The organism is Cupriavidus sp. FW216-B1 (assembly GCF_058789195.1).
In genome coordinates this window covers 58,232-82,603 of the sequence record NZ_JBYTEL010000026.1, presented here as the reverse complement: position 1 = coordinate 82,603, position 24,372 = coordinate 58,232, and the positions used below count along the sequence as shown (strand labels likewise).

General features: G+C 69.0%; 19 protein-coding genes. 3 read left to right on the top strand and 16 right to left on the bottom strand.

Going from position 1 to position 24,372, the window contains the following annotated elements:
• Positions 1-285 precede the first annotated feature (285 nt).
• From AC3WXD_RS31435 to pilM, 11 genes are all read right to left on the bottom strand, one after another.
• A complete protein-coding gene (locus tag AC3WXD_RS31435) occupies positions 286-1,761 on the bottom strand; it encodes a glutamate synthase subunit beta (protein ID WP_454732288.1) in 1,476 nt (491 codons plus the stop codon).
• 134 nt (positions 1,762-1,895) lie between these two features.
• Positions 1,896-6,623 carry a glutamate synthase-related protein gene (locus AC3WXD_RS31430; protein WP_454732499.1) on the bottom strand — a complete coding sequence of 1,576 codons (4,728 nt, stop codon included), beginning with the start codon at positions 6,621-6,623 and terminating at the stop codon, positions 1,896-1,898.
• Between the two features lie 423 nt (positions 6,624-7,046).
• A complete protein-coding gene (locus AC3WXD_RS31425; RefSeq protein WP_043366864.1) occupies positions 7,047-7,769 on the bottom strand; it encodes a transposase in 723 nt (240 codons plus the stop codon).
• Positions 7,770-7,892: 123 nt separating this feature from the next.
• A complete protein-coding gene (locus tag AC3WXD_RS31420; RefSeq protein ID WP_020203815.1) occupies positions 7,893-9,032 on the bottom strand; it encodes a deoxyguanosinetriphosphate triphosphohydrolase in 1,140 nt (379 codons plus the stop codon).
• Between the two features lie 70 nt (positions 9,033-9,102).
• Positions 9,103-10,209 (bottom strand): 3-dehydroquinate synthase, encoded by a 1,107-nt coding sequence (gene aroB, locus AC3WXD_RS31415; protein WP_020203816.1) that lies wholly within the window; start codon positions 10,207-10,209, stop codon positions 9,103-9,105.
• A complete protein-coding gene (locus AC3WXD_RS31410) occupies positions 10,196-10,825 on the bottom strand; it encodes a shikimate kinase (RefSeq protein WP_231401626.1) in 630 nt (209 codons plus the stop codon). Before AC3WXD_RS31410 ends, aroB begins: the two co-directional genes overlap by 14 nt.
• Positions 10,826-11,096: 271 nt before the next feature.
• Complete coding sequence (locus AC3WXD_RS31405) at positions 11,097-13,277, bottom strand: type IV pilus secretin PilQ (protein WP_492325389.1); 2,181 nt, start codon at positions 13,275-13,277, stop codon at positions 11,097-11,099.
• Positions 13,274-13,807 carry a pilus assembly protein PilP gene (locus AC3WXD_RS31400; RefSeq protein ID WP_020423829.1) on the bottom strand — a complete coding sequence of 178 codons (534 nt, stop codon included), beginning with the start codon at positions 13,805-13,807 and terminating at the stop codon, positions 13,274-13,276. Before AC3WXD_RS31400 ends, AC3WXD_RS31405 begins: the two co-directional genes overlap by 4 nt.
• On the bottom strand, positions 13,804-14,484 hold the full coding sequence (locus AC3WXD_RS31395; RefSeq protein WP_020203820.1) for a type IV pilus inner membrane component PilO: 681 nt from the start codon (positions 14,482-14,484) through the stop codon (positions 13,804-13,806). Before AC3WXD_RS31395 ends, AC3WXD_RS31400 begins: the two co-directional genes overlap by 4 nt.
• 1 nt (position 14,485) lies before the next feature.
• Positions 14,486-15,139, bottom strand: coding sequence for a PilN domain-containing protein (locus AC3WXD_RS31390; protein ID WP_020203821.1), 654 nt, complete (start codon positions 15,137-15,139; stop codon positions 14,486-14,488).
• Positions 15,140-15,157: 18 nt separating this feature from the next.
• Positions 15,158-16,228: a type IV pilus assembly protein PilM gene (pilM, locus tag AC3WXD_RS31385; RefSeq protein ID WP_029043784.1), complete on the bottom strand. Its 1,071-nt coding sequence runs from the start codon at positions 16,226-16,228 to the stop codon at positions 15,158-15,160.
• 373 nt (positions 16,229-16,601) lie between these two features.
• Between pilM and AC3WXD_RS31380 the strand changes: the two genes are divergently transcribed.
• Positions 16,602-18,977 (top strand): penicillin-binding protein 1A, encoded by a 2,376-nt coding sequence (locus AC3WXD_RS31380; protein ID WP_029043785.1) that lies wholly within the window; start codon positions 16,602-16,604, stop codon positions 18,975-18,977.
• Positions 18,978-19,074: 97 nt separating this feature from the next.
• On the opposite strand, the gene cyaY is transcribed toward AC3WXD_RS31380, so the two are convergent.
• Positions 19,075-19,410: an iron donor protein CyaY gene (gene cyaY, locus AC3WXD_RS31375; protein ID WP_029043786.1), complete on the bottom strand. Its 336-nt coding sequence runs from the start codon at positions 19,408-19,410 to the stop codon at positions 19,075-19,077.
• Between the two features lie 151 nt (positions 19,411-19,561).
• Here cyaY and lptM point away from each other — a divergent pair, with 151 nt between their 5' ends.
• Both lptM and lysA read left to right on the top strand, forming a co-directional pair.
• Complete coding sequence (gene lptM / locus AC3WXD_RS31370; protein ID WP_081651438.1) at positions 19,562-19,804, top strand: LPS translocon maturation chaperone LptM; 243 nt, start codon at positions 19,562-19,564, stop codon at positions 19,802-19,804.
• Positions 19,801-21,069 carry a diaminopimelate decarboxylase gene (gene lysA / locus AC3WXD_RS31365; protein ID WP_059416004.1) on the top strand — a complete coding sequence of 423 codons (1,269 nt, stop codon included), beginning with the start codon at positions 19,801-19,803 and terminating at the stop codon, positions 21,067-21,069. The genes lptM and lysA overlap by 4 nt, the downstream gene beginning before the upstream one ends.
• Before the next feature lie 65 nt (positions 21,070-21,134).
• Here the strand turns inward: lysA and msrQ are convergent, their stop codons facing one another.
• The 4 genes from msrQ to AC3WXD_RS31345 all read right to left on the bottom strand — a co-directional run bounded on the left by msrQ (position 21,135) and on the right by AC3WXD_RS31345 (position 24,364).
• The gene (gene msrQ, locus AC3WXD_RS31360) at positions 21,135-21,836 is read right to left on the bottom strand and encodes a protein-methionine-sulfoxide reductase heme-binding subunit MsrQ (RefSeq protein ID WP_492325388.1); all 702 of its coding nucleotides are present in this window, start codon (positions 21,834-21,836) and stop codon (positions 21,135-21,137) included.
• Positions 21,836-22,840: a protein-methionine-sulfoxide reductase catalytic subunit MsrP gene (msrP, locus tag AC3WXD_RS31355; protein ID WP_020203827.1), complete on the bottom strand. Its 1,005-nt coding sequence runs from the start codon at positions 22,838-22,840 to the stop codon at positions 21,836-21,838. The genes msrQ and msrP overlap by 1 nt, the downstream gene beginning before the upstream one ends.
• Positions 22,841-22,982: 142 nt before the next feature.
• Complete coding sequence (locus AC3WXD_RS31350) at positions 22,983-23,795, bottom strand: anti-sigma factor family protein (RefSeq protein ID WP_059416008.1); 813 nt, start codon at positions 23,793-23,795, stop codon at positions 22,983-22,985.
• Positions 23,792-24,364 (bottom strand): RNA polymerase sigma factor, encoded by a 573-nt coding sequence (locus AC3WXD_RS31345; protein ID WP_492325387.1) that lies wholly within the window; start codon positions 24,362-24,364, stop codon positions 23,792-23,794. Before AC3WXD_RS31345 ends, AC3WXD_RS31350 begins: the two co-directional genes overlap by 4 nt.
• Between the last annotated feature and the right edge of the window lie 8 nt (positions 24,365-24,372).

Sequence of the window (24,372 nt, the reverse complement as noted above, 5' to 3'; positions counted from 1 at the left end):
CCTTCGGCGCCTAGCGTCACCGACCGTCCAACTTTAGGGGGTCAGTTCACCGGGGGAGCGAAAGCCTTTGACTTTGAAGTTGACTTTGACTTTGACGTTCAGCCGTTGACGTTCAGCAGCTGACTTTGACGTTCAGCAACTGACGTTAAGACACCGACTTCAAAATCAACCAGTTGACACCAAACTCAAAGCCCCCAGCAAAAAAAACAAAAAACCCGCCCCAGGCTCACAGCCCCAAGGCGGGTCCACCAGCCAACCCACAGCCGGCAAGGCACAAAAGAAAACTTACCTCGGCAATTCAGAATGCCCCATCAGGAACGCATCCACCGACCGTGCCGCCTGGCGCCCCTCACGAATCGCCCACACCACCAGTGACTGCCCGCGACGCACGTCGCCGGCGGCAAACACCTTCGGCACATTGGTCTGATACGCCCGCTCGCCTTCGGTGGCGGCACGCGCGTTCTTGCGCGCATCGGTATCCACGCCGAACGCCGAGAGCAGCGAGCCGACCGGGTTGGTGAAGCCCATCGCCAGCAGCACGAGGTCGGCCTTGAGGATGAACTCGCTGTCCGGCACTTCCTGCATCTTGCCGTCCTTCCACTCCACGCGGCAGGCCTTGAGCGCGGTGATCTTGCCGCTGTCCTTGCCTTCCCCGCCGATGAATTCCTTGGTCGCCACCGACCAGTCGCGCTCGCAGCCTTCGTCGTGCGACGACGAGGTGCGCAGCTTGATCGGCCAGTACGGCCACACCAGCGGCTTGTTTTCTTCTTCCGGCGGCTGCGGCAGCAGCTCGAACTGGACGATCGACTCGGCGCCGTGGCGGTTGGAGGTGCCAACGCAGTCGGAACCCGTGTCGCCGCCGCCGATCACGATCACGTGCTTGCCTTCGGCGCGGATCTCGTTGGGGCCGTCGCCGGCGACTTCCTTGTTCTGCGGGATCAGGAATTCCAGCGCGTAGTGCACGCCGGCCAGCTCGCGGCCGGGCACCGGCAGGTCGCGCGGCACTTCCGAGCCGCCGGCCAGCACGACGGCGTCGAACTGGTCCTGCAGCGCCTGCGCCGAGATGGTTTCGCGCGCGTAGTTCTTGATGCCGGCCGGCAGTTCGCCATCGGTCACCATCACGCCGGGGCGGAAGGTCACGCCTTCGGACTGCATCTGCTCGATGCGGCGGTCGATCAGCGTCTTCTCCATCTTGAAGTCGGGGATGCCGTAGCGCAGCAGGCCGCCGATGCGGTCGTTCTTCTCGAACACGGTCACGTCGTGGCCGGCGCGCGCCAGTTGCTGCGCGGCGGCCATGCCGGCGGGGCCGGAGCCGACCACGGCCACGGTCTTGCCGGTCTTGTGCTTTGCCGGCTGCGGCGCGACCCAGCCTTCTTCCCAGGCCTTGTCGATGATGGCGTGCTCGATCGACTTGATGCCGACCGGCAGCTCGTTGATGCCGAGCGTGCAGGCGGCCTCGCACGGCGCCGGGCAGATGCGGCCGGTGAACTCGGGGAAGTTGTTGGTCTGGTGCAGCACCTGGATCGCCGACTTCCAGTCCTGGCGGTACACCAGGTCGTTGAAGTCGGGGATGATGTTGTTGACCGGGCAGCCGTTGTTGCAGAACGGGATGCCGCAGTCCATGCAGCGCGCGCCCTGGATCTTCGCTTCGCTGTCGGACAGCGCGAAGACGAATTCCTTGTAGTGCTTCACGCGCTTGGTTACGGGCTCGTAACCTTCGTTCTGGCGCGGAAATTCGAGAAAGCCAGTCGCCTTACCCATGTTGCGTCCTTGGTCTTGCTGGGCGGCACCGGCGCATGCGCCGGCCCCGCTGTGAGGTCAGTATCTTGTGAGCCGGCGGCGCGGGCCGCGCCGCCGCTCCTGCTTGGTCGGGCCCGCGGGCCCTGCCTGCGAACTCAGGCGGCGATGGCTTCCCGGTCGCTGTCCTTCGCTTCCTGTTCCTTCGCGTACATCTCGCCCAGGGCGCGCTTGTACTCGGTCGGGAAGACCTTGACGAACTTGCGGCGCGCCGTGGCCCAGTCGGCCAGCAGCGCCTTGGCGCGCTCGGAGCCGGTGAAGCGGAAGTGCTGCTCGATCAGGCCCTTGAGGATGGCCTCGTCGAGCTGGCGCTTGCCGCCGACCTTGTGCCAGGAAGCGGGCGACTGGCCCTTTTCCTGGTCCGCCGACGCCAGCACCGTTTCGAGCGCGACCATCGAGGTGTTGCAGCGCTTGTCGAACAGGCCGTCCTCGTCGTAGACGTAGGCCACGCCGCCCGACATGCCGGCCGCGAAGTTGCGCCCGGTGCCGCCCAGCACCACCACCGTGCCGCCGGTCATGTACTCGCAACCGTGGTCGCCGGTGCCTTCCACCACGGCGGAGGCACCCGAGTTGCGCACCGCGAAGCGCTCGCCGGCCACGCCGTTGAAGAACGCCTCGCCGGCGATGGCGCCGTACAGCACCGTGTTGCCGACGATGATGTTGCGGGTCGGATCGCCGCGGAACTCGTGCGGCGCGCGCACGATCACGCGCCCGCCCGACAGGCCCTTGCCGACGTAGTCGTTGCCGTCGCCCACCAGGTCCAGCGTGACGCCGTGCGCGAGGAACGCGCCGAAGGACTGGCCGGCGGTGCCCTGCAACTGGATGTGGATGGTGTCGTCGGGCAGGCCTTCATGGCCGTACTGCTTGGCCACCACGCCGGACAGCATCGCGCCGACCGTGCGGTTGACGTTCTTGACCGGCTGGATGAACGACACGCGCTCGCCCTTGTCGATGGCCGGGCGCGCCTTGGCGATCAGCACGTGGTCGAGCGCCTTGCCGGCTTCGACCGACAGGCCGTGGTCCTGCGTGTCGGTGTGGTAGCGCGGCACTTCGGCGGCGATCGGCGCCTGGTAGAACACGCGCGAGAAATCGAGGCCGCGCGCCTTCCAGTGCTCGATGCCGGCACGGGTGTCGAGCAGGTCGGCGCGGCCGATCAGCTCGTTGAACGTGCGGATGCCCAGCTGCGCCATGATCTCGCGCGCTTCTTCGGCGATGAAGAAGAAGAAGTTCACCACGTGCTCGGGCTTGCCCTGGAATTTCTTGCGCAGCACCGGGTCCTGCGTGGCCACGCCCACCGGGCAGGTGTTCAGGTGGCACTTGCGCATCATGATGCAGCCTTCGGCCACCAGCGGCGCGGTGGCGAAGCCGAACTCGTCGGCGCCCAGCAGCGCGCCGATGACCACGTCGCGGCCGGTCTTCATCTGGCCGTCGGCCTGCACGCGGATGCGGTTGCGCAGACCGTTGAGCATCAGGGTCTGCTGGGTCTCGGCGAGGCCCAGTTCCCACGGCGTGCCGGCATGCTTGATCGACGACAGCGGCGAGGCGCCGGTGCCGCCGTCATGGCCGGCGATCACCACGTGGTCGGCCTTGGCCTTGGCCACGCCCGCGGCCACCGTGCCCACGCCCACTTCGGACACCAGCTTGACCGAGATGTCGGAGACCGGGTTGACGTTCTTCAGGTCGTGGATCAGTTGCGCCAGATCCTCGATCGAGTAGATGTCGTGGTGCGGCGGCGGCGAGATCAGGCCGACGCCCGGCACCGAGTAGCGCAGCTTGCCGATGTAGTCCGACACCTTGTGGCCGGGCAGCTGGCCGCCTTCGCCGGGCTTGGCGCCCTGCGCCATCTTGATCTGGATCTGGTCGGCCGAGGCCAGGTATTCGGCGGTCACGCCGAACCGGCCCGAGGCCACCTGCTTGATCTTCGAGCGCAGCGAGTCGCCGGCCTGCAGTTCCAGGTCGCGCACCACGGCGTCCGGGCCCAGCAGGCCCTGCATGGTGTCGCCCTGCTTGATGGGAATGCCGCGCAGCTCGTTGCGGTAGCGCTTCTCGTCCTCGCCGCCTTCGCCGGTGTTGGACTTGCCGCCGATGCGGTTCATCGCCACGGCCAGCGTGGCGTGGGCCTCGGTCGAGATCGAGCCCAGCGACATGGCGCCGGTGGCGAAACGCCGGACGATGTCCTTGGCCGACTCGACTTCCTCGAGCGGGATCGCGCGCGCCGGGTCGACCTTGAACTCGAACAGGCCGCGCAGCGTCATGTGGCGGCGGCTCTGGTCGTTGATGATGTTGGCGTATTCCTTGTAGGTCTGGTACGCGCCGCGGCCTTCGTCGGCGCGCACGGCGTGCTGCAGCTTGGCCACCGAGTCCGGCGTCCACATGTGCTCTTCGCCGCGGATGCGGAACGCGTACTCGCCGCCGGTCTCGAGCATGCCCTCGAGCACCGGGTTGTCGCCGAACGCGTCGCGGTGCAGGCGCAGCGCTTCCTCGGCCACCTCGAAGATGCCGATGCCTTCGACGTTCGAGGCGGTGCCGTGGAAATACTTCTGCACCAGCTCGCGCGACAGGCCGATCGCTTCGAAGATCTGCGCGCCGGTGTACGACATGTAGGTGGAGATGCCCATCTTGGACATCACCTTCTGCAGGCCCTTGCCGATCGCCTTGACGAAGTTCTTGACCGCCTTCTCGGACGAGAGGTCGCCGGACAGGCCCTGCGCCATGTCCGACAGCGTTTCCATCGCCAGGTACGGGTGCACGGCTTCGGCGCCGTAGCCGGCCAGCAGCGCGAAGTGGTGCACTTCGCGCGCGGTGCCGGTTTCCACCACGAGGCCGGCCGAGGTGCGCAGGCCCTTGTCCACCAGGTGGTGGTGGATCGCCGAGGTGGCCAGCAGCGCGGGAATGGCGACGTGCTCGGCGTCGACGCGGCGGTCCGACACGATCAGGATGTTGTAGCCCGAGCGCACCGCGTCAACGGCTTCGGCGCACAGCGAGGCCAGGCGCGCTTCGATGCCCTCCTTGCCCCACGCCTTCGGATAGCAGATGTTCAGCTCGTACGAACGGAACTTGCCGCCGGTGTAGTGCTCGATGTTGCGGATCTTGGCGATGTCCTTGAAGTCCAGCACGGGCTGGGACACTTCGAGGCGCATCGGCGGGTTGATGTTGTTGAGCTCGAGCAGGTTCGGCTTCGGGCCGATGAACGACACCAGCGACATCACCATGTTCTCGCGGATCGGGTCGATCGGCGGGTTGGTGACCTGGGCGAACAGCTGCTTGAAGTAGTGGTACAGCGTCTTGTTCTTGGACGAGAGCACGGCCAGCGGGCTGTCGTTGCCCATCGAGCCGGTGGCTTCCTCGCCGGACAGCGCCATCGGCGCCATCAGGAACTTGACGTCTTCCTGGGTGTAGCCGAACGCTTGCTGGCGGTCCAGCAGGCGCGCGTCGGGCTTCTTCTCGGCGGCCACGTCCTCGGGCTTCGCTTCGAGCTCGTCGAGCTTGATGCGCACGGCGTCGATCCAGCTCTTGTACGGCTTGGCGTTGGCCAGGTTGTCCTTGAGCTCCTTGTCGTCGATGATGCGGCCCTGCTCCATGTCGATCAGGAACATCTTGCCCGGCTGCAGGCGCCACTTCTGCACGATGCGCGACTCGGGGAACGGCAGCACGCCGGCTTCCGAGGCCAGCACCACGACGTCGTCCTCGGTCACGTAGAAGCGCGCCGGGCGCAGGCCGTTGCGGTCCAGCGTGGCGCCGATCTGGCGGCCGTCGGTGAAGCAGATCGCGGCGGGGCCGTCCCACGGCTCCATCATGGCGGCGTGGTACTCGTAGAACGCGCGGCGGTTGTCGTCCATCAGCGTGTGCTGTTCCCAGGCTTCCGGGATCATCATCATCATCGCGTGGACGAGCGGGTAGCCCGCCATCGTCAGCAGCTCGAGGCAGTTGTCGAACGAGGCGGTGTCGGACTGGCCGGGGTAGATCAGCGGCCACAGCTTGGGCAGGTCGTCGCCGAGCACCGGCGAGGAGATCGCGCCGGTGCGCGCGTTGACCCAGTTCACGTTGCCCTTGACCGTGTTGATTTCGCCGTTGTGGGCGACCATGCGGTACGGGTGGGCCAGCTCCCAGGCCGGGAAGGTGTTGGTGGAGAAGCGCTGGTGCACCAGGGCCAGCGCCGACACGGCGCGCGGGTCCTGCAGGTCGAGGTAGTACTCGCCGACCTGGTTGGCCAGCAGCAGGCCCTTGTACACCACCGTGCGCGCCGACATCGACGGCACGAAGTATTCCTTGCCGTGCTTGAGCTTGAGCGCCTGGATGGCGTGGCTGGCGGTCTTGCGGATCACGTAGAGCTTACGTTCGAGCGCGTCCGTGGTCATGATGTCGCGGCCGCGCCCGATGAAGATCTGGCGGATCACCGGCTCGGTCTTGCGCACGGTCGGCGACATCGGCATGTTGCAGTCCACCGGCACGTCGCGCCAGCCCAGCACGACCTGGCCTTCCAGGCGCACGGTGCGCTCGAGCTCCTGCTCGCAGGCCAGGCGCGAGGCGTGTTCCTTGGGCAGGAAGATCATGCCCACGCCGTACTCGCCCGACGGCGGCAGCGTCACGCCCTGCCTGGCCATCTCCTCGCGGTAGAACTGGTCCGGGATCTGGATCAGGATGCCCGCGCCGTCGCCCATCAGCGCGTCGGCGCCGACCGCGCCGCGGTGATCGAGGTTTTCCAGGATCTTCAGGCCCTGCTGGACGATCTCGTGGCTCTTCTTGCCCTTGATGTGGGCGACCATGCCGACGCCGCATGCGTCTTTCTCATTGGCGGGGTCGTACATGCCCTGGGCCTGCGGCAGCGAGGCGGGCGCGTGCGTGGCGGCGGCAGAGGCGGACTCGGCGGCCTGCGCCAGCGTTGGCTTCGATTGGGATTGCGATTGGTCCACGGGCTGGATTCCGGTGAGGGCTGCGCAGCCAGCAGGGCAGACCGGAACGGGGACCGCACTCTGCCACCTGGGCCGGCCGGGGCCGGGAGCGGGATGACGAGAGGGACAGCGGGGCCGCAGCGGCGTACGCAAGCGTGACGCGCCGCACAATGAATGTGGGTGGAGGAACTATAAAAGAATCATCCACGTCTCGCAAAAAATTTAAATGGGGTCAGAACATATTAAATCTCGCACCACAAACGGGATGGTCTTTATTTGGGGACATATTACTTTTTGGTGCATCGCGCGCCGTCCCGCGCACATCGGGCACCGCGACGGTTCAAGCCGCGCCGCCGCCTACGCGGCGCCGGGTTCGGGGTCCATGCCGCCCGCGCTGCGCCCCGGCGGCCGGCCCTTCGGCAACGGCTGCACGCGGCGCGTGCCCTGCCGCTCCAGCTGCGCCAGGAAAGCGGCATCGCCGAGCGGCCAGCCGCTGTGCGCGTGGCTGCGCAGCGTGGCCAGCGCCGCCGGCGACAGGCCCTCGGCCGCCACCGCGCGGTAGTTGGACTGGCGCTCGAACGGCGTATTGCCGAGCGCCCAGTAGACGGAGTGATCGCTCACAAAGGGGCTGGCCTCGATGCCGGCGTGGTGGCGGTAGCTGCTCCAGCGGTCCGCCTCGGGCTGCGCGACCTCGCCGGCGCGCATGGCGTTGCCTTCCACGTACAGCATGGCCGGCAGCAGCCACTGCGCCGGGTCGAACACCGCGGAGCGGAAGCGCCCGTCCCACAGCGTGCCGGTGCGTCCCGCGGCGCGGTTGAAGTAGCGCGCGTAGCGGCGCCCGACCGCCTGCATGGTCAGGCTGAGCGAGTCGGCCTGGCGCGGCGTGGCGACCAGATGCACGTGGTTGGGCCGCAGCGCGTAGGCGTGGATGGCGAGATCGTGCTCGCGCGCGGCCATGCGCAGACAGTCCAGGTAGTGGACGTAGTCGTCGGGGCCGAGGAAGACCGGCTGGCGGTTGTTGCCGCGCTGCAGTACGAGGGCGGGCAGGCCGGTCGGCGAAAAGCGGGGAAGTCGGGCCATGAGGGCAAACGCGGGAATCGGCGCCGGCGCCTTGCGGCGCGCCGGCAAAACCCGATGATAGCGCAGGCGCGCGCTGATCCGTCCCCAATTTGTCGGGGGCGTCCCGCTCCCCGCATGCGGCGCCTAGTTGCCGCCCTCGTGGACCGAGAAGATGCGGCGGTGCTCGCGGATCGCGTAGCGGTCCGTCATGCCGGCGATGTAGTGGGCGACCAGCCGCGCCTGATCGCGCCCCTGCCCGGCCTGGTACTGCGGCGGCAGCAGGCGCGGATCGGCCATGAAGACGTCGAACAGGTCGGTGATGATGCGCTGCGCCTTGGCCGACATGCGCATCACGAGGTAGTGCCGGTACAGGTGGCGGAACAGGAAGCGCTTGAGTTCGGCGGCTTCCTCGCGCACGGCGGTGCTGAAGGCGACCAGCGGGCCGGCGGCGCGCACGGCCTCGATGTTGCGCGGGCCGGCTGCGGCGATATTGCGGCTGGTGGTCTCGATCAGGTCGACGATCAGCGTGTTGATCATGCGCCGGACGGTCTCGTTGATGACGCGCCGGCCGTTGATGCCCGGGAAGGCGGTCATCGCCTCGGCGCGGTGGCGGCGCCACATCGGCACTTCGTCCATCTGCTCGAGCGTGAGCAGGCCGGAGCGCAGGCCGTCGTCGATGTCGTGGTTGTTGTAGGCGATCTCGTCGGCCAGGTTGGCCAGCTGGGCTTCCAGCGAGGGCTGGGTGCCTTCCAGGAAGCGCCGGCCCAGCTCGCCCAGCGCCGAGGCATTGACGCGCGAGCAGTGCTTGAGCACGCCCTCGCGCGTCTCGAAGGTCAGGTTGAGGCCGTCGAAGCCGCCGTAGCGCTCCTCCAGCTCGTCCACCACCAGCAGGCTCTGCAGGTTGTGCTCGAAGCCGCCGTGGTTCTTCATGCAGGTGTTCAGCGCGTCCTGCCCGGCGTGGCCGAACGGCGTGTGCCCGAGGTCGTGGGCCAGCGAGATGGCCTCCACGAGGTCCTCGTTCAGGCGCAGGTTGCGGGCGATCGAGCGCGCGATCTGCGCCACTTCCAGGCTGTGCGTGAGCCGGGTGCGGAACAGGTCGCCCTCATGGTTGACGAAGACCTGGGTCTTGTATTCGAGCCGGCGAAAGGCCGTGCTGTGGATCACGCGGTCGCGGTCGCGCTGGAACTCGCTGCGCGAGGACGACGGCGGTTCGACGTGCACGCGCCCGCGCGACAGCGCGGAGCGGGCGGCATACGGAGCGAGATGGCTTTCGAGGTCGGTCATGCGGCAATCCGGTCGGCAGCCGGCCGGGGCTCGCGCCGCTGGCCGGGGTTGCGAGGCACAACCGATCGCGTCAGGCGACCGGCGCCTCGGTGGGCGGCCTGAGCACCGCGTGCTGCAGCGTAGCGCGCAGGTCGGCGTCCGGCACGGTGGTGATGAAGGCCTCGCCCAGCTTCCTGAGCAGGATGAACTTGACGCTGCCGGCTTCCGCCTTCTTGTCCACTTTCATCAGTTCGATGTAGCGGTCGGTGCCGAGATCCGGCGCCACCACGGGCAGCATGGCCGCGCGCGTGAGCTGCGTCACGCGCGCGCGCGTCTCGGTGTCGATGAAGCCGAGCCGGTGCGACAGATCGGCCGCCATCACCATGCCGCAGCCGACGGCCTCGCCGTGCAGCCATTCGCCGTAGCCCATGCCGGCCTCGATGGCATGGCCGAAGGTGTGGCCGAAATTGAGGATGGCGCGCAGGCCGCCCTCGCGCTCGTCCTGGGCCACCACCGCGGCCTTGATCTCGCACGAGCGCTGCACCGCCAGCGCCATCATGTCCGGGTCGCAGTCGTTGAGCGCGCGGATGTTGCGCTCGATCCAGCCGAAGTACTCGGCGTCGGCGATGGCGCCGTGCTTGATCACCTCGGCCAGGCCGGCGGCCAGCTCGCGCGCCGGCAGCGTGCGCAGCGTGTCGATGTCGGCGATCACCGCGTTGGGCTGGTGGAACGCGCCGATCATGTTCTTGCCGAGCGGGTGGTTGATGCCGGTCTTGCCGCCCACCGAGGAATCCACCTGCGCCAGCAGCGTGGTGGGCATCTGCACGAACGGCACGCCGCGCATGTAGCTGGCGGCGGCAAACCCGGTCATGTCGCCGACCACGCCGCCGCCGAGCGCGACCAGCGTGGTCTTGCGGTCGGCGCCGGCCCGGAGCAGCGCGTCGAAGATCAGGTTGAGCGTTTCCCACTGCTTGAACGCTTCGCCGTCGGGCAGGGTCACGGTGCGCACGGTCTTGCCGAGCGCGGCCAGCGTGGCCTCCACGCGCGCCGCGTAGAGCGGGCCGACGGTCTCGTTGGTGACGATGACGGCATGGGTGCCGCGCACGTGGGGACGCAGCAACTCGGCCTGGTCGAGCAGGCCGGTGCCGATATGGATGGGGTAGCTGCGCTCCCCGAGGTCGACTTCAAGGGTGATCATCGTGATTCCGGTCCTGCGCCGGCGGTGCTTCCGCGCCGTCGCCGTCGTCCTGCCCGGGCTCGCCCGGCTCTTCGGCGGCCACGCTGAAACCGGCCATTTCAAGTTGCATCAACACCATATTAGCAAGCTGGGCCACCGAGGGCTTGCCGGTTTCGATGATGAAGTCCGCCACCTCGCGGTAAAGCGGGTCGCGCTCGGCATAGAGCGCCTCGAGCCTGCCCTTCGGGTCCGCGGTCTGCAGCAGCGGGCGGTTGCGGTCGTGGCGCGTGCGCAGCCACAGGTCGTGCGGGCTGGCGCGCAGGTAGACCACGGTGCCGCGCGCCTTCAGGTGCGCCCGGTTCTCCGGGCGCAGCACCGCGCCGCCGCCGGTGGCCAGCACGATGCCGCTGCGCTGGCTCAGCTCGTCGATCATGTGCGCCTCGCGCTCGCGGAAGCCCGCTTCGCCCTCATGCTCGAAGATGATCGGGATCCGCACGCCGCAACGCGCCTCGAGTTCGTGGTCCGAATCGAAGAAGGGATAGTTCAGGCGCCGGGCCACGGTTCGGCCGACGGTGGTCTTGCCGGCACCCATCAGGCCGACAAAAAAGAGGTTCGGGCGGGTGGCTGTCACTGGCATGTCGGGCGGCTGCCGGGTCTCTGGCCGGCCGCCGCAGTGGGAAACTGCGTCATCTTCTTATGTCGGGGCGATCCGGGCAAGTGGCACGGAGCGCGCGGGCGGCGGCCCGCCCCGTGTCCGCCCTGCCCTCCGCGCCGCCGGCCCGGCAATGAAAAAGGCCGCATCGCGCACGATGCGGCCTCCCAGTCTACTGCATCCGGCGGGCCGGGCGGGCCCGGCAGCGCCGCCGCCGGAGCCGCCGGCGGGCTTATTGGCGAACTTATTGGCGGACTTATTTCAGCGAGACGCTCTCGTTGAGCACGCGCGGCGTCAGGAATACCAGCAGTTCGGTGCGGTTGTTGACCTTGGCGTTGTCCTTGAACAGGTTGCCGAGCACCGGGATGTCGCCGAGCCACGGCACCTTGTTGATGTTGGTGGACTCGGTCTGGCTGTAGATGCCGCCGATCACCACCGTGCCGCCGTTCTCCACCAGCACCTGGGTCTGCACGTGCTTGGTGTCGATGGCAAAGCCCGAGCTGGTCTGGATGCCCACGCTGTCCTTGTTGACGTCCACGTCCAGCAGCACGTTGCCTTCCGGCGTGATCTGCGGCGTCACCTCGAGCTTCAGGTTGGCCTTGCGGAACTGCACCGAGGTGGCGCCGCTGGAGGTGGCGGCCTGGTAGGGCAGCTCGGTGCCCTGCTCGATCAGCGCCTTGATGTTGTTGGCGGTGACCACGCGCGGGCTGGAGATGATCTTGCCGCGCCCGTCCGCTTCCAGCGCGGAGAGTTCGAGCGCGAGGAAGCGGCCGGCCGTATTGCTGAACAGGCTCACCGCCACCGACCCCGGGTTGACGCCGTTGATCGCCGCCGCCGGCAGGCTCAGCGCGGGGCTGTTGTCCCAGGTGGCGTTCTGCGTCACCGGGCTCACCACGTTGGTGTAGTTGTTGCCGTAGCCGGCGCCGGCGGTCTTGGAGGCAAAGCCGAGCCTGACGCCGAGGTTGCGGCTGAAGCTGTCGTTGGCCTCGACGATGCGCGCCTCGATGATGACCTGGCGCACCGGGATGTCGATCTTGCCGAGGAAGCTCTGCACCTCTTCGAGCTTGCTGCCGATGTCCGACACGAACAGCTGGTTGGTGCGCGGATCGGCCGTCAGCGAGCCGCGCTTGGACAGCATGCGGGTGTTGCTGGCCGCCGCGCCGCCCACGCCGCCCACGCTACCGATGGCGCCCGTGCTGCCGAGCGCGCCGGCGCCGCCCGCGCCGCCGGTGCTGCCCACCGCGGCCAGGCCGAGCAGCATGCGCCGCACGTCCTCGGCGCGCTGGTAGTTCAGCTGGAACACCTGGCTGCGAATCGGCTCGAGGTCGTTGATCTGCTGCTGCGACTCGAGCTCGAGCTTTTCCTTGGTGGCCAGCTCGGCCTTGGGTGCCACCCACAGCACATTGCCGTTGCGGCGCGAGGCCAGCCCCTTGGCGTCCAGCACGATCTGCAGGGCCTGGTCCCAGGGCACGTCCTTCAGGCGCAGCGTCAGGTTGCCCTGCACGCTTTCGCTGGTGATGATGTTGAGGTTGGTGAAGTCGGCGAATACCTGCAGCAGCGAGCGGATGTCGATGCTCTGGAAGTTCAGCGAGAGCCGTTCGCCGCGGAAGCCCGCGCCGCTGATCAGCTTGGCCGGGTCTTCCTTGACCGGGCGCACCTCGACCACGAACTGCGTGTCGGTCTGGTAGGAGCTGTATTCCCAGTTGCCGCGCGGCTCGATGGTCAGGCGCGTGCTGCCGTTGTTGTCGCCGGCGCGCATGCCCTGCACCGGCGTGCCGAAGTCGCTCACGTCGTAGCGCCGGCGCAGGCCGTCGGGCAGCGCGGTGTTGAGGAAGTCCACCACCACGTTCTGGCCCTGCTGGGCGATGTTGATGCCGGAGTCGCGCGCGGACAGGTCCACCACGATGCGCCCAGCGCCGTCCGTGCCGCGGCGGAAGTCGATGTTGCGGATCGCCGGCCGGCTGGCCGCCGCCTGCGGCACCAGCGCCGCGGTCGGAGCGAATGTCGGCACCGCCGTGTGCGCGCTCGGCGCCACGTTGTCGAGCAGCACCACGAACTGGCTGCCGCGCACTTCGGTGCGGTAGCTGGCGACGCGCGTGAGATCGAGGACCACGCGCGTGCGGTCGCCGATCTGCACCACGTTGGCGCCCTTGAGCAGCTTGCCGCCGAAATCGTACTGCGCGCGGCCCTGGGCGAAGCCGGTATCGAGGAAGTCGATGGCGATCCGGGGCGGATTCTGCGTGGTGAAGTCCGCCGGCTTCTGCGCCGGCACCCCGGCGAGCTCGACCGTGAATATGGTCTGCTCGCCCGCGGTGGTGGCATCCACGCGCTTGACGGTATTGCCCGCCGTCGATTGCGCCATCGCGGCCGGCACAGCCAGCGCGAGCATCATGACCGCGGCGCCCGCAAGCGCCCGGTACCAGCGACCCATGATCATGCCGACCCCTCCAGCTTCAGGCTGGTCATTTTCTCTTTCCACTCGGCTACCCCTTCCCGGACCAATTCGCGCAACACGATCTCCTGATCGCTGATGCGGACCACCCGGCCGTAGTTCTGGCCGAGATACTGACCCACCTTGACGTGGTGGATCTTGTTGTCTACCAGCACGACGCCATAGGTTTCCCCGTGGTTCCGCATCGCGCCCAGCATCTTGAAATTCTCCAGCGGGTAGTCCTCCAGCGGCTCGTGCTGCCGGCCGGACTCCGGCGACTCGGACAGGACCCGGTTGAGGTCGCCGATCTTGTTCTGGGCGAACGGCTCGGGCGCGCTGCGCCCGGCGTACTCGCGCGGCACGTAGGGCTTGGGCTCGGGCAGCGGCGCCGGCGGCGGCGCCTTGGCCGCGCGCGCCTGGGCCATCCACTGGCGCAGGCCGTCTTCCTCGCTGGCCCCGCAGGCCGCCAGCAGCGCGGCGCCGAGCAGCGCGCACGCGCACGCGCGCAGGCCGGAGGCCCGGATCGCTGGCATCATTTCTTCGCTCCCGCGGCCGTCTTGGCCGCCGCGGCTTCCGCCTTGCGCTGCGCCGCCTGTTCGTCGGGGTCGAGCGCGCGGTAGGCCATCGCCACGGCCTCCATCGCCAGCCCGCCATCCTTGCCGGTGGTGAACTGCATCCCCTGCATCGACACGATGCGCGACAGCGCGGCCACGTCGGCGTTGAACTGCGCCACGTCGTGGTAGCGGCCCGTCACCTTCAGGTTGACCGGGATCTCGGCAAAGTAGGGCTTGATCACGGCAGCCTGCGGCTTGAACAGTTCGAACTGCAGGCCGCGCGCCACGCCGGCGTGGTTGACGTCGGCCAGCAGCGCGTCCATCTCGGTCTTGTTGGGCAACTGGCGCTCGACCAGCGCCACGCGCTGCTCCACCTCGGCCTTCTGCTTGCGCAGCGCGTCCAGGTTGGCGACCTGCGCCACCTTGGACTGGTAGGCCTGCTTCAGGCTTTCCTGCTCGAGATGCTTGCGGTCGAGCTCGTCGAGCTTGCCGCTCCAGTAGAACTGCCAGCCCAGCACCAGCACCAGCAGCGCCGCCAGCACCGCGAACAGCACGCGCGGCGCGGCCGGCCAGGTTTCGGGCTCGTTGAGGTTGATGCCGCGGAACTGCGCGCCGAGGTCGTTGAGCGCGGCCAGCGAGATTTCGGAATTGAGTGCCATATCAGCCCTTGCCCGTGCGTGCGCCCTGCGCCGCGGCGCCGCTGGCGGCGCCCGCGCGGCCCTTCTTGCCGTCGTCCGGCACCTCGGGCGCGCGGTAGGCGAAGCGCATGGAGAAGTCGAACAGGCGCCGCTGCTCGCGCAGGTTGTTGGTCATCATCACGGCCTTCGATTCGACCAGCTCGGCCTTGTCCAGCCAGCTCACCTGGCCGAGGTTGCGCAGCAGTTCCGAGACGCGCTCGTTCGACTGCGCGATGCCGGTCACGGTGAAGACGTCGCCGGCCTGCTTGAGCGTGGTCAGGTAGACGCCCTCGGGCACCTGGCGCACCAGTTCCTCGAGCAGTTGCACCGGGCGGTTGCGCTCGTTCTGCAGGCCCTCGATGGCCTTCTGCCGCTGCAGCAGCCCGTCGATGTCCTTGCGCAGCGTGTTGACTTCGCGGATCTGCACGTCGAGGCGGCTGTTCTCGGTGGCCAGCACCTGGTTCAGCCCCGTCTCCGCGTCGACGCGGCTGTCGATGTACCAGCCGCCGATCAGCACCACCAGCGCGCCGGCTCCCGCCGCGCCGCCGAGCATGGCGTAGACCTTCTTGCGGCGCGAAGCCTTGCGGGCCTCGTGGTACGGCAGCAGGTTGACGGTCGGGATCGTGTTGGTAGGCATGCGGCTTCCCTTGCTGGCTTACTGCAGGCCGCGCAGCGCGAGCCCGGCGCTCACGATGTAGGCCGGCAGGTCGCGCTGGAGATAGCGCTCGTTGACCTTGCCGGCGGTCATCATGTTGGCGAACGGGTTGGCCAGCGTGGTGGTGATCTCGGTCTGCTGCTCGATCGCGGCCTGCACGCCGACCAGCGAGGCATGCCCGCCGGACAGCAGGATCTCGTCGACCCGGCCGATGCTGGACGACGACAGGAAATTGCGCACGGCGCCCTGCACCTCGACCGCCAGCGCTTCCAGCGACGGCTTGAGCAACTGGGTGCGCCAGGCTTCCGGCAGCGTGTTCTTGCGCTTCTTGATCTCGGCCTTGAGCGCGTCCAGCGTGAACATGCGCGCCGCGCTCTGCGTGAGCTGGTCGCCGTAGCTGTTGAGGGGCTGCTCGTAGAGCTCTTTCCAGCCCTGGTAGAAGATCGCCTTGGAGCGGCTGCCGCCGAGATGGACCACCACCACCACGGGCAGCTCCTTGGCCTCGGTCTCGCTGAGGTCGGGCGACACGCCCAGCATCTGCACCACCGAGCGCTGCACCGCGTATTCCTCGACGTCCATCACGTGCGGCTTGAGCCCGGCCATCTCGGCGGCGGTCACGCGCTCCTGCACGCGGTCGCTGTTGGCGGCGGTCACGCGCACGCCGATGCCGCCCTCGGTCTCGCTGGGGCCGATCACGGCGAAGTCGAAATTGACGGCCTGCGACGGCGGATAGAGGCGGTGCGCCTCGGATTCCACCTGCACGTAGAGTTCGTCCTCGGACAGGTTGTCCGGCAGGCTGACGGTCTGCGATTCGGTCAGCATCGACGGCACGCCGAGCACGACCTCCTTGCTGCGGATGCCGGCCTTGCCGAGCGCGCGCTTGAGGGCCACGCCCACCGCTTCGATATTGACCACGTTGCCATCGGCAACGGCATTGCGATCCAGCAGTTCGCTGGCGCACTTTTCCAGCCGGTAGTCGTTCTTGCCACTGCCCACGGACAGCTCGACTACCTTCACGCTGGACGACCCGATGTCGACGCCGACCGTCGTACGGCGCAACAACCCCGACAAGATACCTCGCCGCAAGGTGACCCCCTGACCGTTTGAACTCGCCCCTGGCTTGGTAGCTCTAATCTGGCGAGTCTGTTTGTTTCTTGGATGAAACGTTTTGCTCTTTTAGTTGGTGGATTCTCACAAAAACGTGGTGTGCTGGCAATGTGCCGGTTTGACCACGGTTGCTTTTCGCAGACGCCTTACTCAAAGCGTTGTCAAAATCCCACGGTACACCAGCGGCCGCCGCGCCGGACCCCTCTTTCCGTTTCATGCAGATCTCAACATGATTACATCTTGTAACAGCCAGATAGCGGCGTTCACGCCACAAGGCGGCCGGAGCGCCCGATCCCGGGAGATATAATCCGGGCACCCCTAACTCGGTAGTTCCCATATGGCCACAGCACAACCGAAGCCGTCCCTGCCCGCCCGCCGCCCGCTCTGGATGCGGCTGACTTTCTGGGCGCTGGGCCTGCTGGCGGCCGGCATCGTGGCGGTGGCGCTGCTGGTCGGGTACGCGCTGCTGGTGGCTGCCCCGAACCTGCCTTCGCTCGACACCATCACCGACTACCGGCCCAAGATCCCGCTGCGCATCTACACCGCCGACAACGTGCTGATCGGCGAGTTCGGCGAGGAGCGCCGCAACTTCGTGCCGATCGCCGAGATCCCGGACGTGATGAAGAAAGCGGTGCTGGCCATCGAGGACGACCGCTTCTACGAGCACGGCGGCGTGGACTTCGTCGGCGTGCTGCGCGCCGGCATGGCCAACCTGCGCGGCGGCCTGTCGCAGGGCGCGTCCACCATCACCATGCAGGTGGCGCGCAACTTCTTCCTCTCGAGCGAGAAGACCTACACCCGCAAGCTGTACGAAATGCTGCTGGCCTACAAGATCGAGGCCAACCTCTCGAAGGACCAGATCCTCGAGCTGTACATGAACCAGATCTACCTGGGGCAGCGCGCCTACGGCTTCGCCAGCGCGGCGCGCGTGTACTTCGGCAAGTCGATCAAGGACGTGACGCCGGCCGAGGCCGCCATGCTGGCCGGCCTGCCCAAGGCGCCGTCGGCCTACAACCCGGTGGTCAACCCCAAGCGCGCCAAGGTGCGCCAGGAATACATCCTGCAGCGCATGCGCGACCTGCGCTACCTGACGCCGGAACAGTACGAGCAGGCCATCCACGAAGAACTGAAGGTGCGCGGCGAGGGCAACGAGTTCTCCACGCACGCCGAGTACGTCGCCGAGATCGTGCGGCAGCTGATGTACGCGCAATACCGCGAGGAAACCTACACGCGCGGCCTGACCGTCTACACCACGCTCAACAAGACCGACCAGGACGCCGCCTACGAGGCGGTGCGCTCGGGCATCATGAACTACGAGCGCCGCCACGGCTACCGCGGCCCCGAGGCCTTCATCGACCTGCCGGCCAACCCCGACGAGCGCGAGCAGGCCATCGACGACGCGCTGCTCGAGCACCCGGGCAGCGACGACCTGCGCTCGGCGGTCGTCACCAGCGTGTCGGCCAAGCAGGTCACGGCCACGCTGCTGTCGGGCGAGGTCGCCAGCATCGAGGGCCAGGCGCTGCGCTTCATCGCGCCGTCGCTGGCGGCCAACGCGCAGCCCAAGGCCAGGATCCGGCCCGGCGCGATCATCCGCGTGACGCAGGACGAAAAGGGCGCGTGGTCGGTCACGCAGCTGCCGGAAGTGTCGGCGGCCTTCATCTCGCTGAGCCCCGAGAACGGCGAGATCCGCTCGATGGTGGGCGGCTTCGACTTCAACCGCAACAAGTTCAACCACGTGACGCAGGCGTGGCGCCAGCCCGGCTCGAGCTTCAAGCCGTTCATCTACTCGGCGGCGCTGGAGAAAGGCTTCTCGCCCGCCACGGTGATCAACGACGCGCCGATCTCGATCGCCGACAACGGCGGCCAGGTGTGGGAGCCGAAGAACTACGACGGCAAGTTCGAAGGCCCGATGACCATGCGCCGCGCGCTGGCCAAGTCCAAGAACCTGGTGTCGGTGCGCATCCTGCGCGCGATCGGCACGCAGTACGCCCAGGACTACATCACGCGCTTCGGCTTCGACGCCGACAAGCACCCCGCCTACCTGCCGATGGCGCTGGGCGCGGGCAGCGTGACGCCGCTGCAGATGGCCGGCGCGTACTCGGTATTCGCCAACGGCGGCTACCGCATCAATCCCTACCTGATCGAGAAGGTGGTGGACGCGCGCGGCAACGTGATCTCGGAAACCCGGCCGCAGCGCGCCGGCGAGGACGCCGTGCGCGTGCTCGACGCGCGCACCGCGTTCATCGCCGACAGCATGCTGCGCGACGTGGTGCGCACCGGCACCGCCAACAGCGCCAAGCAGCGCCTGGGCCGCAACGACCTGGCCGGCAAGACCGGCACCACCAACGACGCCGTGGACGCCTGGTTCGCCGGCTATACGCCCAAGCTGGTGGCGATCGCCTGGATGGGCTACGACCAGCCCAAGAGCCTGGGCGTGCGCGAGACCGGCGGCGGCCTGGCCCTGCCGATCTGGGTCGGCTACATGAGCAAGATGCTCAAGGGCGTGCCCGAGATACCGGAGCGCCAGGCGCCCGAGGGCGTGGTGATGGTGGCCGGCGACTGGACCTTCGAGGAGAATGCCGGCGGCGCCGGCGTGGCCTCGGTGGGGCTGGGCGACCCGTGGCCGGGCAAGCCGGACGAGAGCACGCAGTCGCCGGCCGACATCGAAGGCGAGAAGAAACGGATCCTGGAGATGTTCGGCGGCGGGGCCTGAGCGCCGCGCGCGCGCGATTCGTCGCGCGCGCCGGCGTTCGGCGCGATGCCGGCGCGCGATGCCGGCCGCGCGAAAGCGCGCCCGGCCCCGGCTCGGTTCAGCCCAGCTTCAGCGCCACCCCGGCCTGCTGGCTCATGTAGCCCGACAGCGCCGCGTACAGCTCGCCGCCGCCGCGCGTATCCAGCCACTGCCGGCCGTCGTGGCGGAAATGGAAGCCGCCCGCGCGCGCCGCCACCCACAGCTCCTGCATCGGCGCCTGGCTGTTGACGATGATCTTGGAGCCGTCCTCGAATTCCAGCTCGATCAGGTTGCCGGCGCGGTTGATTTCGATGTCGGCGTCGGCCGCGTCGGCGGCCGTTTCCACCGCGCTCTCGAGCCGGTCCAGCTCTTGCTGGGCCAGGGCCAGGAACTCGCTTTCACTCATGGGGGGCATGCTAAACTCCGAGACCGCCCGGGCAGCGGCGCATCGCGCGCCGGCCGCGGCGTGTTGAATCCAGTTTCGATCCAGTTTCGTTTTTCGTTGGTCCCGCCGTTCCGCCGCCTTGCCGCGGAAACGGGCCGGACAACTCTTCTAGGACGACCCGATGTTGCGTCGTGTTGCGATTGTATCGGCGATTGCCGCCAGCCTTGCGATACCCCTGCTGTCGGGATGCGGCATCCGCGGCCCGCTGACGATGCCCCGGCCGCCGGCCGCGCCGGCCAGGCCGGCCGTGCCGGACCCCGGCCTGGGCAACCCGAACGTGCCGAATCCCGCCGCCAGGACGGCTCCGGCCGCCCCCGCGGACGAAGCCGCCCCGGCCGCCACCCCCACCGCCAAGTCATCATGACCGCCTTTTTCCATCGCCACGACGGCGCGCTCGCCGTCGAGCACGTGCCGCTGGCGCGCATCGCCGCCGAATACGGCACCCCCACCTACGTCTACTCGCGCGCCGCGCTGAGCGCCGCCTACCAGGCCTACGCCGCGGCGTGCCAGGGCCGCCGCGCGCGCGTGCAGTACGCCATGAAGGCCAATTCCAACCTGGCCGTGCTGCAGGTCTTCGCGCAGCTCGGCGCGGGCTTCGACATCGTCTCCGGCGGCGAGCTGCAGCGCGTGCTGGCCGTGGGCGGCGATCCGCGCAAGGTGGTGTTCTCGGGCGTGGGCAAGACCGTCGCCGAGATGGAGCTGGCGCTGGCGCACGACGTGCTGTCGTTCAACGTCGAGTCGATCCCCGAGCTGGACCGCCTGAACGCGGTGGCCGGCCGCCTGGGCAAGCGCGCGCGCGTGTCGCTGCGCATCAACCCGGACGTGGACGCCAAGACCCATCCGTACATCTCCACCGGCCTGAAGGGCAACAAGTTCGGCGTGGCCTTCGAGGACGTGCTGCCGACCTACCGCGCCGCGGCCGCGCTGCCGCACCTGGAAGTGGCCGGCATCGACTGCCACATCGGCTCGCAGATCACCGAGGTCGCGCCCTACCTGGAAGCGCTGGACAAGGTGCTGGACGTGGTGGAAGCGCTCGAGCGCGAAGGCATCAAGCTCGAGCACATCGACGTGGGCGGCGGCCTGGGCATCACCTACGACGACGAGACCCCGCCGGACATCACCGGCTTCGCCCGCACGCTGCTCGACCGCGTGGCCGAGCGCGGCCACGGCCACCGCGAGGTGCTGTTCGAGCCGGGCCGCTCGCTGGTGGGCAACGCCGGCGTGCTGCTCACGCAGGTGGAATTCCTCAAGCCCGGCGCGGCCAAGAATTTCTGCATCGTCGACGCAGCCATGAACGACCTGGCGCGCCCCGCCATGTACGAGGCCTACCACCGCATCGAGCCGGTGCAGCTGCGCGAGGCCGGCGAGGCCGCGCCGCTGACCTACGACGTGGTTGGCCCGGTGTGCGAATCGGGCGACTGGCTCGGCCGCGACCGCGCGCTGTCGGTGCAGCCGGGCGACCTGCTGGCCGTGATGTCGGCCGGCGCCTACGGCTTCGTCATGAGCTCCAACTACAACACCCGCCCGCGCGCGGCCGAAGTGATGGTCGACGGCGACGACGTGCACCTGGTGCGCGGCCGCGAGCGCGTGGAAGACCTGTTCCGCGACGAGCGCCTGCTGCAAGGCTGAAGCGCGCGTGCGCGCCGCGCGGCGCGCACCGCGAGATCGGCATTCCCGCAATCCCGAAGAAAAGCTCAGCGCCGCGCCGCCTGCGGCGCGGGCTTGCGCCACCACCACCACACGCGCGCCGCCAGCAGCACGAACACCACCGCGGCATAGGCCGAGACCGTGCCGAAATCGTGCTTGCCCGCCTTGTGCCACCAGTAGTGCAGGATCCCCAGCACGGCGATGGCGTAGACGGCGCGATGCAGCCATTGCCAGCGCCGGCCGCCCAGCCGGCGGACCATCGCGCTGGTCGAGGTCGCCGCCAGCGGCACCATCAGCGCGAACGCGGCAAACCCCACCGTGATGAACGGCCGCTTGGCGATGTCCTTGACCATGTAGGCCACGTCGAAGCCGCGGTCCACCGCGAGCCACAGCAGGAAGTGCTGCAACGCATAGAAGAAGGCGAACAGGCCCAGCATGCGCCGCAGGCGCGCGAGCCAGTGCCATCCGGTGAGCCGGCGCAGCGGCGTCACCGCCAGCGTGGCGCACAACATCACCAGCGTCCAGGTGCCGGTCGAGCGCGTGACGAACTCCAGCGGGTTGGCACCGAACTCGCCGGCGAAGCCCAGCGCGAGCAGCCGCAGGAACGGCAGCAGCGCCAGCACCCACACCAGCGCCTTGACGATGCGCACGCGCCCCGGCGCCAGCGTGGCCAGGCCCGCCGGCGCGGGCCGCGCGGCGCGCCCGCTGCCCGCCCCGGCGCGCGGCGGCGACAGGTCCGGCCGCGCCATCAGAAGAACTTCCTCAGGTCCATGCCCTGGTACAGCGACGCCACCTGCGGCGCGTAGCCGTTGAACGGCAGCGTCTTGCGCTTAGGCGCGAACAGCGCGCTGAAGCCGCCGCCGCTCTTGTCCTCGCCGATGCGGCGCTCGGTGGCCTGGCTCCAGCGCGGGTGGTCCACGTCCGGGTTGACGTTGGAATAGAAGCCGTATTCCTGCGCCGCGGCCAGGTTCCAGCTGGTGCTGGGCTGCTGGTCGACGAAGCGGATCCTGACGATGGACTTGGCGCTCTTGAAGCCGTACTTCCACGGCACCACCACGCGCACCGGCGCGCCGTTCTGGTTGGGCAGCACCTCGCCGTACAGGCCGAAGGCCAACAGGGTCAGCGGATGCATGGCCTCGTCCATGCGCAGGCCCTCGGTGTACGGCCAGTCCAGCACGCGGCTGCCCAGCCCGGGCATCTGCTTCTTGTCGGCAAGGGTGACGAATTCCACGTACCTGGCGCCGGACTGCGGCTCGACGCGGCGGATCAGCTCGGCCAGCGAATAGCCGCTCCACGGGATCACCATCGACCAGCCTTCCACGCAGCGCATACGGTAGACGCGCTCCTCCAGCGGCATCAGGCGCAGCAGCTCGTCGATGTCGTAGACCCTGGGCTTCTTCACCAGCCCCTCGACGGCAACCTGCCACGGCCGCGTGCGCAGCGTGCCGGCGTTGTGCGCCGGGTCGGACTTGTCGGTGCCGAACTCGTAGAAGTTGTTGTAGGTGGTGACGTCCTCGTAGGGCGTGCGCTTTTCCGGCACCACGTAGGCGTTGTTGGGCGTGGCCGCGAGCTTCCGGCCGCGCGGCGCCTGCGCCAGCGCGCTGCGCGCGAACCAGGGCGCCAGGGTGCTCCCGGCGGCGCCGGCCGCGGCCAGCGCCATCAGGCGGCGGCGCGATTCGAAGACACTGCGCGGCGTGATCTCGCTGGCGGCGATGTCGCCGCCGCGCAGCCATTTGGGAGAAGGGATCAGCATCGTTGGCATTCCTTGTTGCATGCAGGTTCGCGCGCGCCGGCCGGCGCCCGGCGCGCCTGTCCGGTTGGACCGCGCGCGCTCGCCTGGTGCCGGCGAATCGTGACATCTTTTTCGGCATCGCGGCGGCGGCCCCGCCACCGTCTCAGCCGTCCTGGTACTGGCGGTAGACCGCCTGCGCCAGCGCCAGCAGCGCCGCGCGCTCGAGCGGCCCGGCCAGCGCGAAGCCGAGGTCGCGGTCCACCCAGTAGAAGGCCGCGGCGGCACCGGCGCCGCCGGCATTGCCGGGCAGGCGCTCGAGCCGGAAAGCCGCGTCCGCCGTGCCGGGCGCCATGTGCCGCAGTTGCAGCGAGACGCGGCTGCCGTTGTCGGCCTCGTACATGAGCATGGCCGACGGGCCGCCCTCGGCCACGCCCAGGCGCCCGCCGATCAGGCGGTAGCCCTCGGCCCGCAGGTCGGGCACGCGCAGCGGCGCGCCCAGGCGCTTGGACAGCCAGGCCACCAGGTGCGCCTCGTCCGAGGCCGCCACTTCCACCGGATGGCGCACTTCCGGCGCGTAGACCACGTGGCTGGCCAGCGCCTCGCGCGCGAAGCGCTCGGCCGACGGCGCGCGCGCGGCAAGGTCGTCCGCGTGGCCGTGGGCGAGCCAGCCGGCCGCGCCGCCGGCCACCAGCGAGGCCATGCTGGCGGCCAGCGCCATGCGCCAGCCGGCCGCGCGCGCGGCCGGCCCGGCGGCGCGGCCTTGCAGGCGCGGCGGCAGCGCGCGCAGCGGCACCGCCTCGTTGAGCACGCCGTCGAGCGCGGCATGCAGTTCTTGCGCCTGGCGGCGCCAGGCGCCGACGCGCCCGGCAGCCTCCGGGTGGGCCGCCAGGAACGCCTCCACCTCGGCGCGGCGGGACGGATCGAGCCGGCCGTCGGCGTAGGCATGAAGATCGGATTCGCTGATCGGCGGCATCATTTGACTCGCTGCAGTCCGGGGCCGCCCGCCCCGGCGCCGGGGCCGGTGCCACTGCTTGCGGCGATGCCGGCGGCCGGCGCGGCGCCGTCCATCAGTTCGCGCATGCGTTCGCGCGCGCGCGCCAGCCGCGACATCACGGTGCCGGCCGGCACGCCCAGCACCTGCGCCGCCTCGGCATAGGTGAACTGCTCCAGGCCGACCAGCAGCAGCACCGCGCGCTGGGCCTCGGGCAACTGGGCCAGCGCGCGCGCCAGGTCGAGCCGGAGGGCCGGGCCGGGCGCAGCGCTGGGTACGTCGGGCAGGGTGTCGGCAAAGATCACGAGGTCGGCTCGCCGGTAGGCATTGATGCGCAGCCTGTGCATCATGGTCAGCAGCCAGGACAGCAGCCCGTCGGCGCCGTCACCCCACCAGGCACCCGCGCGCAGGCGGAAGCGCCAGCGGTAGCGCAGGGCGCGCTCGAGCGTGTCCTGCACCAGGTCGTCGGCCGATGCCGCATCGCCGGTCAGGCCACGCGCATGGCGCCGCAGGCGCGGCGCCAGCGCCACCAACTGGCGGTCGAAGCCGTCCACGGCCCCGG